This is a genomic window from Pseudomonas sp. S3E17, from assembly GCF_024168685.1.
In the GTDB taxonomy this organism is placed as follows: domain Bacteria; phylum Pseudomonadota; class Gammaproteobacteria; order Pseudomonadales; family Pseudomonadaceae; genus Aquipseudomonas; species Aquipseudomonas marginalis.
In genome coordinates, this window is the sequence record NZ_JALJWE010000001.1 from 5,423,292 (window position 1) to 5,439,953 (window position 16,662).

The window sequence follows — 16,662 nt, forward strand, 5'->3', positions numbered from 1 at the left end:
TTAGCGACCGAGGTACACCTCGATCACCCGCTCATTTTCCTGCACCTGTTCCAGCGATCCCTCGGCCAGCACGCTGCCCTGGTGCAACACGGTGACGTGGTCGGCAATCGAGCCGACAAAGCCCATGTCGTGTTCCACCACCATCAACGAATGCTTGCCCGCCAGACGCTTGAACAGTTCGGCGGTGAATTCGGTCTCGGCGTCGGTCATGCCCGCCACCGGTTCGTCCAGCAGCAACAGTTGCGGGTCTTGCATCAGCAGCATGCCGATTTCCAGGAACTGTTTTTGCCCGTGGGAGAGCAGCCCGGCGGGCCGATGCACCGAAGCGGTGAGGCGGATGGTGTCGAGCACTTCATCGATACCATCCTTTTGCTCACCGCTCAGGCGTGCACGCAGGCTGGCCCACACCGACTTGTCGGTCTTCTGCGCCAGCTCCAGGTTTTCGAACACGCTCAGGGCTTCGAACACCGTGGGTTTCTGGAACTTGCGGCCGATGCCGGCCTGGGCGATCTGCACTTCGCTCATGCTGGTCAAGTCGAGAGTTTCGCCAAACCAGGCCTTGCCGTGGCTGGGCCGGGTCTTGCCGGTGATCACGTCCATCAGGGTGGTCTTGCCCGCACCGTTGGGGCCGATGATGCAGCGCAATTCACCGACGCCGATGTACAGGTTCAAGTCGTTGAGCGCCTTGAACCCATCGAAGCTGACGCTGATATCTTCCAGGGTCAGGATGGTGCCGTGGCGGGTGTTCAGGCCGGTGCCTGCGGCCTGGCCGATGCCGATGGCATCACGGCCGCTGCCCGCGTCGAAAATAGGTTCGAGCATGACGTTCCTCATTTCTTCAACAGCCCGATAACGCCCTTGGGCAGGTACAGGGTGACGATGATGAACAGCGCCCCGAGGAAGAACAGCCAGTACTCCGGGAAGGCCACGGTGAACCAGCTCTTCATGCCGTTGACCACACCGGCGCCGAGCAACGGCCCGATCAGCGTGCCACGCCCGCCCAGGGCCACCCACACGGCGGCTTCGATGGAGTTGGTCGGCGACATTTCACTCGGGTTGATGATGCCCACCTGCGGCACGTACAACGCGCCTGCCAGGCCGCACAGCACCGCGCTCAGCACCCACACGAACAGCTTGAAGCCGCGCGGGTCGTAGCCGCAGAACATCAGGCGGTTCTCGGCATCGCGCAGGGCGGTCAGTACCCGGCCGAACTTGCTCCGGGCCAGGCGCCAGCCGATGTACAGGCTCGCCACCAGCAGCACCACCGTGGCCACGAACAGCACGGCCCGCGTGCCTGGTTCGGTGATGCCGAAACCGAGGATGCTGCGGAAGTTGGTGAAGCCGTTATTGCCACCGAACCCGGTCTCGTTGCGAAAGAACAACAGCATCCCGGCAAAGGTCAGCGCCTGGGTCATGATCGAGAAATACACGCCCTTGATCCGCGAGCGGAAGGCGAAAAAACCGAACACCAGCGCCAGCACGCCCGGCGCCAGCACCACCAGGCACAGGGCCCACAGGAAGTGCTCGGTGCCGACCCAATACCAGGGCAATTCGGTCCACGACAAAAACGTCATGAACGCCGGCAGCTCACTGCCTGCGGCCTGGCGCATCAGGTACATGCCCATGGCATAACCGCCGAGGGCAAAGAACAGGCCGTGGCCCAGGGACAACATCCCCGCGTAGCCCCACACCAGGTCCAGGGCCAGGGCGACAATGGCGTAGCAAAGGATCTTGCCCACCAAGGTCAGGGTGTAGGCCGATACATGCAGCGGGTTTTCCGGCGACAGCAGCGAGCACAACGGCAGGGCCAGCAGCAGCAACAGCACCACCGCGCCGACTGCAATCGTCACCTGGGGGCCGGCCTTTTGCGTGGCCGTAAGCATCAATGGCTGGTTCATCAGTCGATCACCCGTCCTTTCAGTGCGAAGAGTCCCTGCGGGCGTTTCTGGATAAACAGAATGATCAGCGCGAGGATCAGGATCTTGCCGAGCACGGCACCGATCTGCGGTTCCAGGATCTTGTTGGCGATACCCAGGCCGAACCCTGCCATCACGCTGCCGGCCAACTGGCCGACGCCGCCGAGCACCACTACCAGGAACGAGTCGATGATGTAGCTCTGGCCCAGGTCAGGGCCGACGTTGCCGATCTGGCTCAGCGCCACGCCGCCCAAGCCCGCGATACCGGAGCCCAGGCCAAATGCGAGCATGTCCACCCGCCCGGTGGGTACGCCGCAGCAGGCGGCCATGTTGCGGTTCTGAGTCACGGCGCGCACGTTGAGGCCCAGGCGCGTCTTGTTCAGCAGCAGCCAGGTGAGCACGACCACAAACAGCGCGAAGGCGATGATCACGATGCGGTTGTAGGGCAGCACCAGGTTGGGCAGCACCTGGATCCCGCCGGACAGCCACGCAGGGTTGGAGACCTCGACGTTCTGCGCGCCGAACACCAGGCGCACCAGTTGGATCAGCATCAGGCTGATGCCCCAGGTGGCGAGCAGGGTTTCCAGCGGGCGCCCGTACAGGTGACGAATCACCGTACGCTCCAGGGCCATGCCGATGGCGGCGGTGACGAAGAACGCCACCGGCAGTGCGATCAACGGGTAGAACTCGATGGCCTGGGGCACATAGCGCTGCATCAGCAACTGCACCACATAGGTGGAGTAGGCGCCGAGCATCAGCATCTCGCCGTGGGCCATGTTGATCACGCCGAGCAGGCCGAAGGTGATCGCCAGGCCCAGGGCCGCCAGCAGCAGGATCGAGCCCAGGGACATGCCGCTGAAGGCCTGGCCGAGGATCTCGCCCAGCATCAGTTTGCGTTTGACCTGGGCCAGGCTGGTCTCGGCGGCGGTGTGCACGGCGGCGTCGGTTTCCACGCCGGGCGCCAGCAGCGCTTCGAGGCGCGTGCGGGCCAGCGGGTCGCCGGTACTGCCAAGCAGACGCACGGCGGCGAGGCGCACGGCCGGGTCGGTGTCGACCAGTTGCAGGTTGGCCAGGGCCAGGCTGAGGGCGGAGTGCACGTCCTCATTGGTCTCGGCGGCGACCTGCTGGTCGAGGAATTTGAGTTGCGCCGGTTGGGCGCTTTTTTGCAGGGTGCGTGCCGCGGCCAGGCGCACCTTGGGGTCGGCGGCGAGCAGTTGCTGGCTGGCCTGCACGTTGTCGATCAAGCCGCGCAGGCGGTTGTTCAGGCGTACGGTCCTGGTTTCACCGTTGAGCGTGAGCTGGCCTTGTTGCAGGGCGTCCACCAACTCGATGCGCGCCGGGTCGGGCCGGGCGGCCCAGTCCTGGAGGAGCTTGGCTTGTTGCGTCGGGTTGGCGGCCAGGAAGTCTTCGGCGTCGCCGGCATGTACCGCCAAAGGCAGCAACAGCAGGGCCGTGAGGATGAAACGGTGCAGGGCAGTGGGCATACAAATTGTCCTGATCGTACGCGGTCAATTGTGGGAGGGGGCTTGCCCCCGATTGCGGTGCATCAGTCAGCACATGCAGTGCCTGACACTCAGCTATCGGGGGCAAGCCCCCTCCCACATTTTTGATCTGTCGTGAGACTTAGTTGCTCTTCACCGCATAGTCCGGCTTCTTGTCATTGCCAGGAATGTACGGGCTCCACGGCTGTGCCCGGATCGGCTCCTGGGTCTGCCACACCACCGAGAACTGCCCGTCGGACTGGATCTCGCCGATCATCACCGGCTTGTGCAGGTGGTGGTTGGTCTTGTCCATGGTCAGGGTAAAGCCCGATGGCGCGGCAAAGGTCTGGCCGGCCAGGGCTTCGCGCACTTTGTCGACGTCGGTGGACTTGGCTTTCTCGGCTGCCTGCGCCCACATGTGGATGCCCACGTAGGTGGCTTCCATCGGGTCGTTGGTCACCGCTTTGTCCGCGCCTGGCAGGTTGTGTTTCTTCGCGTAGGCTTTCCAGTCGGCGACAAACTTCTTGTTCACCGGGTTCTCCACTGACTGGAAGTAGTTCCAGGCCGCGAGGTTGCCCACCAGCGGCTTGGTGTCGATGCCGCGCAGTTCTTCTTCACCCACGGAGAAGGCCACCACCGGTACGTCGGTCGCTTTCAAACCCTGGTTGGCCAGCTCCTTGTAGAACGGCACGTTGGAGTCGCCGTTCACGGTGGAAATCACCGCCGTCTTGCCACCGGCGGAGAACTTCTTGATGTTGGCGACGATGGTCTGGTAATCGGCATGGCCGAACGGGGTGTAGACCTCTTCGATGTCCTTGTCCGCCACGCCTTTGGAATGCAGGAACGAGCGCAGGATCTTGTTGGTGGTGCGCGGGTACACGTAGTCGGTGCCGAGCAGGAAGAAACGCTTGGCGCTGCCGCCTTCTTCGCTCATCAGGTATTCCACCGCCGGGATCGCCTGCTGGTTCGGCGCCGCACCGGTGTAGAACACGTTCGGCGACATCTCTTCACCCTCGTATTGCACCGGGTAGAACAGCAGGCCGTTGAGCTCTTCGAACACCGGCAATACCGATTTGCGCGACACCGAGGTCCAGCAGCCAAACACCACGGCGACCTTGTCCTGGGTCAGCAGCTGCCGGCCCTTTTCCGCGAACAGCGGCCAGTTCGACGCCGGGTCCACCACCACCGGCTCAAGCATCTTGCCGTTCACCCCGCCCTTGGCGTTGATCTCGTCGATGGTCATCAGCGCCATGTCTTTGAGGGACGTTTCGGAGATGGCCATGGTCCCGGACAGCGAGTGCAGGATACCGACCTTGATGGTCTCGGCGGCCTGCACGGTCCAGGTCAGGCCCATGGCGACAATGGAGGCGGACAGGGTGAAAGCCTTGATCAAGCTGCGACGCTTCATGGTGCGGTCTCCGTAAACGTTTAGTTTTTTTTGATAGGCCGATGTGAACGCTGAAGGGGTACTAGCAAGGGCTGTGCCCGATGGCGCAACGCCCGGTTTTGCGGGGGCTGGAGCCCGGTGCCTGGCGTTGGCGCACCAATGCGGAGCGTGCAGGCGTTGGCGGTGCAGGGGATGCGCCTAAAGAGTGCCTGGGGGCCTCGATAACTATGCAGCGCCCTGCTGGCGGTTCAAGCGAGGACGCTTCTGCATGGCAAGCGTTGTGCGAGCCCGGTGCCCATGGGCACCGACGACGAACATGATCAAGGGAGTGTCATGCAAGAGCATTTATCCAGAGAGGAGCGCGCGGCAGCGAGGGGCCTTCGATACACCCTCAGCCCTGGGTTTATCAGTGCCGACGATGCTGCACGCTATGTGCACGAGCGCATTGGCGACAAGCGCGACCGCGAGTACGGCAGTGTCATTCTCCAGCGCCTGGCCGATAGCAAAGTGTTTGCCACCGAGCCGATTCCCGGCAAGGCGGCGACGTTCGACTTTTCGCTGTTGCTGGAGCGCGGGGCGCAGAACGAGTTCCTCGATCCTGCGGGCTACAAACTGGTGGGCGGGGTGCATTCCCACCCTGACCAGTTTGCCCAGATCAAGGCGCTCAACCCCGGTTATCGGGATCGCCAGGTGCGTATCTTCAACAGCTTTTTTTCCACCCGCGATGTGGTCTTCAACCACTACGAAGGGCGTGCGTTCGGCACCGCCTACTTGTCGGGACCACAGGGTGTATTGCTCAAGTACCAGCCGGGTTTTTCCGAGGCCGAGCGCAAGTTTGTCGACTGGATCGACGACGTCAGCACGGCCGTGCCCGCCGATGGTCACGATGGCACGCTCGAAGGCTTTATCAGGAAAGTGGCGTCGGTAGGCCGCTTGTCGTTGCTGGTCGCCAGCGATGACTGGGGTGGGGTGCCCGGTGTCATTGATCAGCGCTGGCGGCCCTATCTGCCATTGAACAGCGGCCAGCCCACCATCGCCTGCGGGGCGGTGTATCCCGAGGCCACCCAGGCGCTCAATGCCGTGCAGGCGCGCATGCGGCGCATGCCCAATGTCAGCCAGATGGCCCTGCTGCTCAAGCATGAGCTGCGCGATGAATTCGCCGCCACCCAGCCCTTCGTACTCAGCAGTGCAGAGCAGTTGCCCACCGACAACCACCTGCCTTTGCTGGCGGGCGGGCCACTCTTGCCGGAGGGCTTTCACCTGCAGGGGTTCTTCTATCTGTCGCGGCCGGTGCCGGCGCAGTTTCCGACGGTGGAACCGTGGCTGTACCAACAGTTCTTCAGCCCTCGGGAGCTGGCGGCCTACATCGCCAAGGCCCGCCGCTACATGCATACGGCGCCCTCCGTGCTGGGCATCTCGCTGTACCTGCGCACCAAGGACAATGCCTTGCTGCGCTACCGGTTCAGCGGCTCACCGGCGGAAACGCGATTGTTCACCACCGATGAGCCCGGCCTTGACCTGGCCCTCGCGGCGGGAACCCTGACCCCGCGCCAGTTTGTGAAACAGGTGGCCGAAGCCGGTGAGTTGAGCGTCGAACAGACCAGCCCGCTGTGGGACGTGGAAGGCGTGGTCGAGAACAATTGGACGCCCTATGCACGCTTCCCGTTCAAGCAGGCCACCCTCGGCCAGGCGTTTTCGTCGGCCGACAAGGCCGCGCAGTTTGCCCATGCGCAGGTGGGCGAGCGCCGTGACCGCGCCTATGTGGCGCTGATTCTGAAGCACCCCGACCAGCACTTTGTTCTGACGCAATTGCTGCAGGCGGGCACCAACCCCTATGGGTTTCAGGGGTTCTACCCGTGGGACGCTTACAGCAAACAGTTGGCGTTGCCCGGTGGTTATCAACTGCACGCCTGGTTCGGCTCGCACATGGCGTTGTCATGGGAGAACCTCGATGCCGGTTTCAAGACGAAGTGGACCCGCGACGATGCCAGCGTCTACTTCCAGGGCTTTACTGACGTCGAGGCCCACAGGATTCATCAACTGCGTGTGCCGGGCTACCTCTCCGGCGCGGCAGACAGCCTGCTTGTGCTGGAGCCGGAAGGGGCGGACCAGGTCGCATTCACGCGATTGTTCGCGCCGGCGCCGGGCGGCAGCCTGATTGCCAGAGACCTGGCGGACGGTACCTATACGCCTGCCGAAGGCGTGCGCAAATTGGCTGGGGTCAGTCGCCTGCGGGTGGTCCTGGGCAATGCGCTATGGGGGCCGCCTGGCGTGATTGACCGGCAGTGGCGAGCGTTTGCCGCTGCGCCGTCCCTGCCGAGCGGCGCGACCGCCGTGGCCACTCTGCCGGCCTTGAGCCCGGCGTTTGTGTCCGCGGATGATGCGGCACTGTGGGCTCATCGGCGTATCGGGGCGCGACGCGAGCGTGAGTTCGGTGGAGTCATCCTGAAAAAGCCTGGCGGGCATTTCTTTGCCACCGAGCCGCAAGTCAGCAGCGGCGCGCGGTTCGACTTCCTCACCCTCCTGGCCACGGATGATCGCGCCCAGTTCATTGCTCCGCCCTCTTATGAATGCCAGGGCTTCTACCGTTCCTATCCGGCCGAGCCTGGCGAGGTGGAGCGCTACAACCCGGGCTTCACCCCGGACCAGGTCGCGCTGACCGGCAGCTTCTTCTCGAATGCCGATCAGGTGTTTGCCCTGTCCCACCGTGATTTCACCCCGGTGCATTATCTGTCCGGTCCTGACGGCGCATTGCTCAAGTACACGAGCAGCGGTTCCCAGCAGGAACAGTCCCTGTTGCGGCAGTTGACGGGGGTCGAGCCGGAGCAGCCTCTCACCGCGTTCGAGGGGGCGGTGTGGAGCCTGGCGCAGGCCGGGGACTTGCGGGTCGTGGTGGCCAGCAAGGTCTGGGGTGGGGTGCGGGGGCGTGTGCTGCACGGCTGGACCCTGGGCAGCCCTGTCACCTCGGTGCAGGACCTGCCGTTTTTTACCCCGCTGCTGTCGATGGGGCACAGCGCGGTGCTGGTCGCCCTGAGCAGCGTCGACTTGCTGGGGCAGGCGGCGGTGGGCGTGGTGCTGAAACACCGTACCACCTCGAATTACATCGCTACGCTGCCGGCGCCGTTGGGGACGACCCTGGACAGTCTGTTTCCCGTGGGGGACCGCGGTGAGCCAAGGCTGGTGCCGAACTATCGCCTGGTGGGCCTCTATCACGCCCAATCAGCACAGGCGCCGCAGAGGCTGCCACCCATGGACGCATGGCTCTATAAGCGTTTCGCTACGCCGGCGGTGCTGGTGGATGCCATGAGGCAGTCGATCGCCAGCGCCGGTATGCAGATCGCCGCGCTCGGTCTCAAGCTGTATCTGCGCACCGCCGATAACGCTTTGCTGCACTGGCAGGTACCGAGCGCCGGGTCCGTTAACGAGCTGTTTGTCGTCGATGGTCAAACCGTAGCGGACAATGGTAATGAGGCGGCCCTGCTCGACGGCACGTTGTCGCCGCGGGATTTCGTGCGCCGCGTGATGCGCGCGGGGGAGTTGTCGGTGGTCCAGCAAGGTGGCCTGTGGAACACCCTCGGGCCGTTGTATGACAGCGAGCACTTGCCGCTCGGTTCAGGCGCGCTGCCCTTGAGCGGGATGTTCCTGAGCGCGGACGACGCCGCGCGGCATGCCCATGAACGCATCGGCGTTCGCCGCGGCAACGCCTATGCCGGGTATGTCCTCAAGCGAGACGATGGGCGATTCGTGTTCACCGAACCCGTGGCCATTTCCGGCGACGGCTTCGCCTCCGACCTGCTGCGCCCTGCCAACGGCAGTGCTTATCTGGTGCCGCCTGCTGGCCATCAGCTCTATGCGCGCTACAGTTCGCATACCGCGTTATCCGTGGCTGACCTGGAGCGTCAACGGCGTCTTGGCTGGACGCTGGCCGATCTGGAAGTCAACGCCACGCTGTTCTCCGATGTGGAGATCCGTTCGGTGATCGAATCGCGGTTGCCGGCCTATCTGAGCGGTTCGCCGAATAACCTGATCAGCTATCGCCCCAGTGGTTCTGCCAATGAGCTGCTGGTACTGAGCAACACCCAGCGCGAGCCCGGCCAGCATGGCTATTTCGAACGGCTGGAGAGCGGCCAGCTCAAACCGGTGGACATCGTCGCCCGGCTGGCCGATGCCGGCACCTTGAGCGTGCTGGTGCGCAGCGCGCTGTGGGGGCCGCGCGGCCGGGTCTACAACGACTGGACGCCCAACTTCGACTACGCCGAAGTCGATCTGCAGGCACCGGCGTTCGGCGCGATCTTCGACAGTCTCGATGCCGCGGCACTCAATGCCCATGTGCGCTGGTACGGCAGGAACCTGGATGCGCAACGCTGCACGGCGTACATCCTCAAGCATCCGCAGCGCGATGAGTTTGTGGTCAGTGAACTGCTGGCGATCACCTCCGGCGGGCGTTGGTTGAGTGACTCCTCCAGGGGCGTCGGTTATCTGGCCGGTGGCGAATTCGCCAAGGGGTTCGAGCTGGCCGGCCTGCTGTTTTCGCAGCAATGGGTGCCGGCGGGATTGCCCACCACCGAGGCCTGGCTGGCGCGGTTCTTCATCACCCCCGAGGTGCTGCTGCGCGCCGAACAGGATGCCCGGCATCTGCCGCGCCCGGCAGCCACTGCGATACTGCCGGTGTATGTGTCGACACACGATGGCGCCTTGTTGCGCTATCAACCTCCGGCAACCTCCCGGCTCAAGGAAACCACCGACGGCACGGGCGTGATCATCGCCGGGATGAACCTGCACAACGGGACGCTGGACGTCCAGCGCTATGTGTCACAGGTCGCCCGGCCTGCGGACCTGCGGGTGCTCTACACCAGCCAGTGCTGGGACCGCCGGGGAGCGGTGGGCCAGGGGGGCGTGGCCTGGCGCCCCTACGCCAACTTCATCCGCCGTCGCCTGGGCCCGGCCTTTCATTCCCAGGACGATGCGGCCCGGCACGCCCGTTCGCTGCTGCAGGGCAATGGTCTGCTGGGCGGGTTAATTCTGCAGCGTCCCGATGGCCTGTTTGTCGCCACCGAACCGCTCAAGGTGCCCCAGGAAGACTTCGACCCCAAGTGGATTTTCCCGGATGAGGTGGTCAGTACCGGTGGCTTCCCGGCGGCCCATACGGTGGTTGCACGTTACCGCTCCAGCCCGGCCCGGGAGTTGCCCTTCGTACTCGAACTGGCGCAGGCCGGCCTCTATCGCAACATGCTGTCCACCCGCGTGATTTCATCGGCGCTCGCAGGCCAGGACGCCCGCCTGAACCGCGAGTACCTGCTGGGTTCCGATGGCTGTGTGGTGAGCTACACACGCAGCCGCTCCGCGCTGGAGGAAGCGCTGAGAAAACAGCTTTTGCCCCTCGACGAGACACGACTCGATCGCCTGGAAAACCAGCTCGAACGTCAGATTCGCAACGCCGCACTGGCGCCTGGCGAATTTGTCACGCGCCTGGCCAATGCGGGTGTCTTGCGGGTGGTGGAGGGCAGCCCGACGTGGGGCACGCCACGCCGGATCACTGGCGCCTTCATCGTCAATAGCGACCGTCCCGCGCCATTGGCGATCCGGAACGCACTGGCAGACCCGGCGTTCAGCCCGCTGTTCACCCAGGAGCAGGACGCGGTGCGGTATGCCCATCAGCATCGTCGGCATGGCGAACACCTGCAGTTCGGCTACGTGTTCAAATCGCAGAAAAACGGGCACTACATGGTCAGCATGCCGCTGGTGCGCCAGAGCTATCGTGACTTTACACAAGTCTTTCCCGACGGTCTTTTCCCCCAGGGCTATGGGCTGGAAGGCTTCTACCTGTGTGCCAGCAGCGACAGCGTCACGCCGGTCACGGACCCGCTGCACCAGGCATTTTTTTCGCCCACGGACATGGACATCGGCATCCGCTTCTCGATTCATGGCATCAGGGGCAAGCAACTCACGTTTTACCTGTCATGCGCGGACGGTGCCCTGCTCAGGTATCAATACCTGGGCACGGATGCGCAGCTGGATTCGTGGGGCACGCTGCTTGAAACACGGCAGCAGTTACGCGCGGGCCGGATGACCCTGCTCAGTTACGTCCATCGCCTGCTCGACAAAGGGGTCCTGGATACGTTGGTCCGAGGCGAGGTCTGGACCACGCGCAATCGTGTCGATACGTTCTGGCAGCCCGGTGTCAATGAGGTGTTTGTGCCGCCTTGGCGTGCGGCCTGCGGTCCGGTTTTTTCCGATGGGGATGATGCCGCGCGCTATCTCCGGCGCCAGCTTTCGCCGTATCAGGGCAAACAGTACCTCTCGGCGATACTCGCCAACGCGGCGGGCACGTCGTTCCTGGCCACCTTGCCGGTAGCGGCCGGGGCCGACCAGTCGCTGATTCTGCGCCTGTTCTACAGCGGGCCGCTGGGCCCTGTACAACCGGCGGTGCCGCCAGCGCCCCTGCCGGACTTTCCGCAGCAATATGCGGTTGCGGGTGTCCATCTGCTCTACAACAGCATGCCGGCCACCGACAGCCGGGCGCCGAAGGATATCGCCCTGACGCGTCATTTCGTGGCGCCGACCTTCCTGAGCTATTTCATCAGGGTGTTGCGCGGGCTGTCGCGGCCGTCGCCGGGTCTTTATCTGTCGAGCCAGGCCGGTGCGTTGTTGAAGTACCTGCCCAGTTATTCGGCGCAGGAAAGCCTGGTCCTGGTGGGCGGCCCCGAGGTGTATCCCACCGTGTTCCTGAAGGGCGTGGCCAGGACCGGCAAGCTGTTTGTGCTGGACAAGGACGGCTTCTGGATGAACGAGGGGCTACTGTCCGAACAGCAAGTGGAGCGCTCCAATGGACTGGAAATCGCCGTGCCCGAGGTCGACGAACCGCTGAGCCTGCGCGACCGCGACGAGCTGTAAGCCTCAACGCTTGCGCATCAGGCCGATGAAGAACAGGCCGCCGATCGCCGCCGTGGCCACGCCGATCGGCAGGTCTTCGGGGGCGATCAAGGTGCGCGCCGCCACATCGACCCAGACCAGGAACAGGCTGCCCAGCAATGCGCATACCGGCAGCAACCGACGATGCTCGGCGCCCACCAGGCGCCGGGCGATGTGCGGCACCATCAGCCCGACAAAGCCGATGGAGCCGCTGATGGACACCAGTACGCCGGTCATCAACGAGGCGACCAGGAACACCTTCAGCCGTACATTGCGGGCGTTCAGGCCAAGGGTCACGGCGGTCTGTTCGCCGGCCATCAGCGCGTTCAACGGGCGGGCCATGCCCACCAGCACCAGCAGACCGAGCACTACACTGGCGCCCGGAATCGCCAGCAGTTCCCAGCGTGCCAGGCCGAGGCCGCCGAGCATCCAGAACATCACCGCCGAGGCGGCGCGATGGTCGCCCATGAACAGCAGCAGATTGGCCGCCGCCATCATCACGAACGACACTGCCACGCCGCACAGCAACAGGCGATCACTCTCCAGCCGGCCATTGCGACTGGCTACCGCGAGCACCACGATCATGCTCGACAGTGCGCCGATAAAGGCGGCGATGGGCAAGGTCAGCAGACCGATGATCTCGCCCACATGCAGCACCACGATCACCGCGCCCAGGGTCGCGCCGGAAGTGACACCCAGCAGGTGCGGATCGGCCAGCGGATTACGCGTGACCGCCTGCAACACCGCACCGATCAACGCCAGCCCGGCCCCCACCAATGCCCCCAGCAGCATGCGCGGCACGCGGATCAGCCAGACGATAGGTACCTGCCCGGCCGACCAACTCACTTCGCCGATGCCGAAGACCTTGTACAGCAGGATGCGCCACACCACGTCCGCCGGTACCCGCGCGGGGCCGAAGCCCAGGGATATCACGCAGGACACCAGCAGCAATGCGCCCAGGGCGGCAAGCAGCAGGGTGTAACGACGGGTGATCATTCGCCGTGGAACCCCTTGGCCAGGGTTTCCACCGCCAGCACGTTATCGATGCCCGGCGTGGCTTGTACATACGGGATCACGATAAAGCGCTGGTTCCTGATCGCGTCCACTCCTTGCAGCGCCGGGTTGTTGAGCAGGAATTGCTGTTTTTGATCGGCGGTGACTTCGCTGTAGTCGACGATCACGATCACCTGTGGATTGCGCTCCACCACCATCTCCCAGTTGACGCGGGTCCAGCTGGCGTCGACGTCATCGAGGATGTTGCGCCCGCCGGCCGCGTCGATCAGCGCCTGGGGCATACCGAGGCGGCCGGAGGTCATGGCGCGGTCTTCACCGCTGTCGTAGAGGAACACGCGCGGCTTGTCGGCGGGCAGGTCTGTCTGCACCTCGGCGACCTGTACCTGCATCTGCGCGATCAAGGCATTGGCGCGGTCCTGCACGTCGAAAATCCTGCCCAGGTTGCGCAGGTCGTTATAGGTGTCGTCCAGGGTCGCGGCCGGGCGCTTCATCACGAAGGCGCACGACTCGGTCAGCTCGTACACGTTGATCCCCAGCGGCTGCAGGGTGTTCGGCGTCAGGTCGCCGCCCACTCGCATGCCGTAGTCCCAGCCGGCAAAAAAGAAATCCACATTGGCATTGAGCAGGGTTTCCACCGACGGGTACTTGCTCGCCAGCTCCGGCAGGCCGTCGAGGGTCCGGGCCATGTCCGGGGTGACCGACTTCCAGCCGGTGATGCCGCTGTAGCCGGCCATCCGCGGTTTGAGGCCCAGGGCGAGCATCATCTGGGTCATGTTGATGTCATGGCTCACCGCATGCTTCGGCGCCTCCTGGAAGGTCACGTCGCGGTTGCAGCTTTTGACGGTGACCGGGTAATGGGTGGCTTCAGCGAAGGCTGGTGAAGCACCGGACAGCAGGGCCACAAGGGCGAAGGCGCGCAGGATCATGGTTGGGTTATCCAGGTGATGCGGGGATGGTCGGCCAGGGGATGAGTGTCGATCAGCGCCTCGACGCCGAACACATCGCGCAGCAGTTCAGTGGTCAGCACCTGGTGAGGCGTGCCGCTGGCGACGATGCGCCCGTGGTCGATCACGTAGAGCCGATCACAAAAAGCGGCGGCCAGGTTGAGGTCGTGGATGCTGGCCAGGGTGCCGATACCCAGGCGCTTGACCAGCCTCAACAGCTCAAGCTGGTAGCGTGGGTCGAGGTGGTTGGTCGGCTCGTCGAGGATCAGTAATTGCGGTTGCTGGGCCAGGGCGCGGGCGAGGATGACGCGCTGTTTTTCACCGCCCGAGAGGGTGGCGAAGGCATGCGCTTCAAAGCCCTGCATGCCCACCGATACCAGCGCCTGTTGCACCAGCTGCCGATCCTCCAGGGTGTCGCTGTCGAACAGGCCCTTGTGGGGCGTGCGGCCCATGGTGACCACTTCATCGACTCGCAGGCCAAAGGCATCCGGGAACTCCTGCAACACCACGGCGATACGTTGCGCACACCACTTGGCGCCTTGCTTCCACAGGTTCCGGTGGGCGAGCAATACGTCGCCGCGTTGCGGCTGGGTGAACCGATAGGCGCAGCGCAACAGGCTGGTCTTGCCGCTGCCGTTGGGGCCGATCAGCCCGACGAACTCCCCCGCAGCGACGTGAAGCCCGGCGTCACGCAGTTGGAACGGGGGTTGGCAGAGGTTCGCCGGGGCCCAGTTGATGCGGGTGAGGGTGAGTGAAGTCATCAAGTCTCTCAAGGCCTGCAGGGATCCAACGGTGTTTGGGTCAGTTAGAAGGTGTAGTCCGCCGTGACGAAGAACGAGCGCGGTTCACCGAGGATCCATTGCTGGCCGTCGTTGTACTGGCTGACCGCGTAGGTGCAGTCGAACAGGTTGTTCAGTTGCAGGCCCAGGGTGGTGTTGCGCATCGCCTTCCACGACAGAGTGGCATCGACCACGGTGTAGCTCGGCAGCTCGTTCTGGTTGGCCATGTCGGCATACCGTGCATCGACATAGCGCACACCGGCACCGGCGCGGATGTCGTCGCTCAGGGCCTTGCTCAGCCACAGGTTGGCGGTGCGGCGTGGCACGTCCACCGGGCGATTGCCGTCGCGGGACACTTGTACGCCGCCGACAGCCTGTTTGAAGTCGTCGTACTGCGCCCGCACGATGGCGGCGTTGGCTTGCAGCGCCCAGGCGTACGGCAGTTGCAGGTCGAGGCTGGCTTCCAGGCCGCTGGAGGATTGCTGGCCGACTTGCTGCTTGAGGTCCGGGTTGCCGGGGACGTCGGTGAGCAGTTTCTTCTTGACGATATGGTAGGCCGCCACTGTCCATTCGCCGCGTTGATCCCAGAAGGCCTGCTTGAGGCCGATCTCGGTTTGCCTGGCGCTGGAGAGGTCGAACCGCTGCTGGCCAGGGCTCAGGGAAATCAGGCCGCCGACCCCGTCGGTGCTGGTGGCGTACTGGCCGTAGACCGAGGTGTCCGGGGTGATTGCGTAGACCAGGCCGGCCTTCCAGTTATTGCCGGTGAGGGTCTTGTCGCTTTGGCTGGCGTCACGCAAATCATCGCGCTCGACGTGGGCATAGTCGCGGCGGATGCCGGTGACCAGCGCCAGTTGGTCGGTGAGTTGCAGGCGGTTTTCGGCGAAACCGGCAACGGTTTTGGTGGTGGTGGCGAACAGCGGTTTGAACGGGTTCTGGCTGTCGAACCGAGCGGACGCCGGATCGTTGATATCCACCGGCTGGCCGCCGGGCAGCACGTCGTTGAACGGTGAGTTGCTGGCCAGGCGGAAACGGATGCGGTTGTATTCCACGCCCGTCACGGTCTGGCTGTCGAGGCCGAACAGGCTGTGCTTGAAGGTGAAGGTCTGGCGATCGCCGACCTGTTCCTGGTTGTGCTTGATGCCGAAGTTGCCGCTGCGGGTCAGTTGCCCGTTGGTGACGTTGTAGTTCTCGGCGTTCTGCCAGCGGCGCTGGTTCTTCAGGTAGAACAGTTCATTGGTGGCACTGACGTTGTCATTGATCTGCCACTCGCTGGTCAGGCGCGTCCACTGGTCGTTGTAGTGCTGGGTGTCGTTGCTGACGTTGTAGTTCTTGTCGCGCAGGCCCTTGTGCAACTGGCCATTGATCAGCGGCGTGCCGAAGTAGTTCTGCGGGCGCTGGTCGCCATAATCGCTGGCCAGGGTGAAGCTCAGGTTGTCCGCCGCCTGCCAGCGCAGGGCGCCGCTGACGAAGTCGCTGCTGGAGTCGCCACGGTCGATAAAGCCGTGGCTGCGCAGACGGTTGAGGTTCAGGCGATAGCTCAGGGTGTCGGTCAGCGAGCCGCCGCTGTCCAGGGCCTGTTGCTGGCGATCGTAGGCGCCGTAGCCGAGGCGGAGGTGGTTTTCGATCTCGCCTTCGAAGGGTTTTTTCGGCACGGTATTGATCACCGCACCGGTGGCGCCTTCGCCGTACAGCACCGAGGCCGGGCCGCGCAAAACGTCTACGCGTTCCACCGCCCAGGTGTCCACCGGGAAGCTCGAGGTGCCCATGCCCATGTACATGCGGGTGCCGTCGTACAGTTGCATCACCGAGCCCTGGCCGGTAAAGCCACGGGCCGACAGCGAGGTGCCGCCATCGCCCGGGGTGCCGGTGCGGCTGATGCCGGTGGCACGGGAAATGGCGTCCTGCACGCTGGCGTCGCCACGTGCGCGGATCTGCGTGCCGGTCTGGCTTTCGACACTGCCCGGGGTTTGCAGCGCGCTGAGATTCAGGCGCGAGCCTGCGGTGGTCGGTGTGTTCAGGTCGACGTGTTGGTCATCCACGGCCGCTGCGGTCACCGGGCTGGCGGGCAGGGTCAGGGCCTGGGCGCTGTCATGCAGGGCGAGCAGGCACAGGCCGGACACTAGGTACTTGTTCATTGGGCGGAAAATCGCTTCTTCGAGGCGGTGCTCGCCGCTGGGCGCGGCGAGCTGAGGTATGCAGTAAGTGTTATAAGTTAACACTTACTGCGTC

9 protein-coding genes are annotated in these 16,662 nt (G+C 64.1%); 1 reads left to right on the plus strand and 8 read right to left on the minus strand.

Going from position 1 to position 16,662, the window contains the following annotated elements; all coding sequences use genetic code 11:
* From urtD to urtA, 4 genes are all read right to left on the minus strand, one after another.
* Complete coding sequence (gene urtD, locus J3D60_RS24445) at positions 1 to 834, minus strand: urea ABC transporter ATP-binding protein UrtD (protein ID WP_174562753.1); 834 nt, start codon at positions 832 to 834, stop codon at positions 1 to 3.
* Positions 831 to 1,898 carry an urea ABC transporter permease subunit UrtC gene (gene urtC / locus J3D60_RS24450; protein ID WP_065940909.1) on the minus strand — a complete coding sequence of 356 codons (1,068 nt, stop codon included), beginning with the start codon at positions 1,896 to 1,898 and terminating at the stop codon, positions 831 to 833. The genes urtD and urtC overlap by 4 nt, the downstream gene beginning before the upstream one ends.
* A complete protein-coding gene (gene urtB / locus J3D60_RS24455) occupies positions 1,898 to 3,400 on the minus strand; it encodes an urea ABC transporter permease subunit UrtB (RefSeq protein WP_253493099.1) in 1,503 nt (500 codons plus the stop codon). The genes urtC and urtB overlap by 1 nt, the downstream gene beginning before the upstream one ends.
* A 139-nt stretch (positions 3,401 to 3,539) precedes the next feature.
* Positions 3,540 to 4,805 carry an urea ABC transporter substrate-binding protein gene (urtA, locus tag J3D60_RS24460; protein WP_027607732.1) on the minus strand — a complete coding sequence of 422 codons (1,266 nt, stop codon included), beginning with the start codon at positions 4,803 to 4,805 and terminating at the stop codon, positions 3,540 to 3,542.
* A 312-nt stretch (positions 4,806 to 5,117) separates the two neighbouring features.
* Here urtA and J3D60_RS24465 point away from each other — a divergent pair, with 312 nt between their 5' ends.
* Entirely contained in the window at positions 5,118 to 11,678 is a 6,561-nt protein-coding gene (locus tag J3D60_RS24465; RefSeq protein ID WP_253493101.1) for a DUF4329 domain-containing protein, read from the plus strand.
* Positions 11,679 to 11,681: 3 nt separating this feature from the next.
* On the opposite strand, the gene J3D60_RS24470 is transcribed toward J3D60_RS24465, so the two are convergent.
* From J3D60_RS24470 to J3D60_RS24485, 4 genes are read right to left on the minus strand one after another with little or no spacing between them, the layout of a single operon-like run.
* Positions 11,682 to 12,692, minus strand: a complete 1,011-nt coding sequence (locus tag J3D60_RS24470; protein WP_065940912.1) for an iron ABC transporter permease — start codon at positions 12,690 to 12,692, stop codon at positions 11,682 to 11,684.
* Positions 12,689 to 13,636, minus strand: a complete 948-nt coding sequence (locus J3D60_RS24475; protein ID WP_253493102.1) for an ABC transporter substrate-binding protein — start codon at positions 13,634 to 13,636, stop codon at positions 12,689 to 12,691. The genes J3D60_RS24470 and J3D60_RS24475 overlap by 4 nt, the downstream gene beginning before the upstream one ends.
* A complete protein-coding gene (locus J3D60_RS24480; protein ID WP_253493103.1) occupies positions 13,633 to 14,415 on the minus strand; it encodes an ABC transporter ATP-binding protein in 783 nt (260 codons plus the stop codon). The genes J3D60_RS24475 and J3D60_RS24480 overlap by 4 nt, the downstream gene beginning before the upstream one ends.
* Before the next feature lie 44 nt (positions 14,416 to 14,459).
* On the minus strand, positions 14,460 to 16,568 hold the full coding sequence (locus J3D60_RS24485; RefSeq protein ID WP_253493104.1) for a TonB-dependent siderophore receptor: 2,109 nt from the start codon (positions 16,566 to 16,568) through the stop codon (positions 14,460 to 14,462).
* Positions 16,569 to 16,662 lie beyond the last annotated feature (94 nt).

Bases quoted from the DNA above. Each gene is read 5' to 3' on its own strand.
- urtD (WP_174562753.1), bottom strand. From the start codon at position 834: ATGAGGAACGTCATGCTCGAACCTATTTTCGACGCGGGCAGCGGCCGT.
- urtC (WP_065940909.1), bottom strand. From the start codon at position 1,898: ATGAACCAGCCATTGATGCTTACGGCCACGCAAAAGGCCGGCCCCCAG.
- urtB (WP_253493099.1), bottom strand. From the start codon at position 3,400: ATGCCCACTGCCCTGCACCGTTTCATCCTCACGGCCCTGCTGTTGCTG.
- urtA (WP_027607732.1), bottom strand. From the start codon at position 4,805: ATGAAGCGTCGCAGCTTGATCAAGGCTTTCACCCTGTCCGCCTCCATT.
- J3D60_RS24465 (WP_253493101.1), top strand. From the start codon at position 5,118: ATGCAAGAGCATTTATCCAGAGAGGAGCGCGCGGCAGCGAGGGGCCTT.
- J3D60_RS24470 (WP_065940912.1), bottom strand. From the start codon at position 12,692: ATGATCACCCGTCGTTACACCCTGCTGCTTGCCGCCCTGGGCGCATTG.
- J3D60_RS24475 (WP_253493102.1), bottom strand. From the start codon at position 13,636: ATGATCCTGCGCGCCTTCGCCCTTGTGGCCCTGCTGTCCGGTGCTTCA.
- J3D60_RS24480 (WP_253493103.1), bottom strand. From the start codon at position 14,415: ATGACTTCACTCACCCTCACCCGCATCAACTGGGCCCCGGCGAACCTC.
- J3D60_RS24485 (WP_253493104.1), bottom strand. From the start codon at position 16,568: ATGAACAAGTACCTAGTGTCCGGCCTGTGCCTGCTCGCCCTGCATGAC.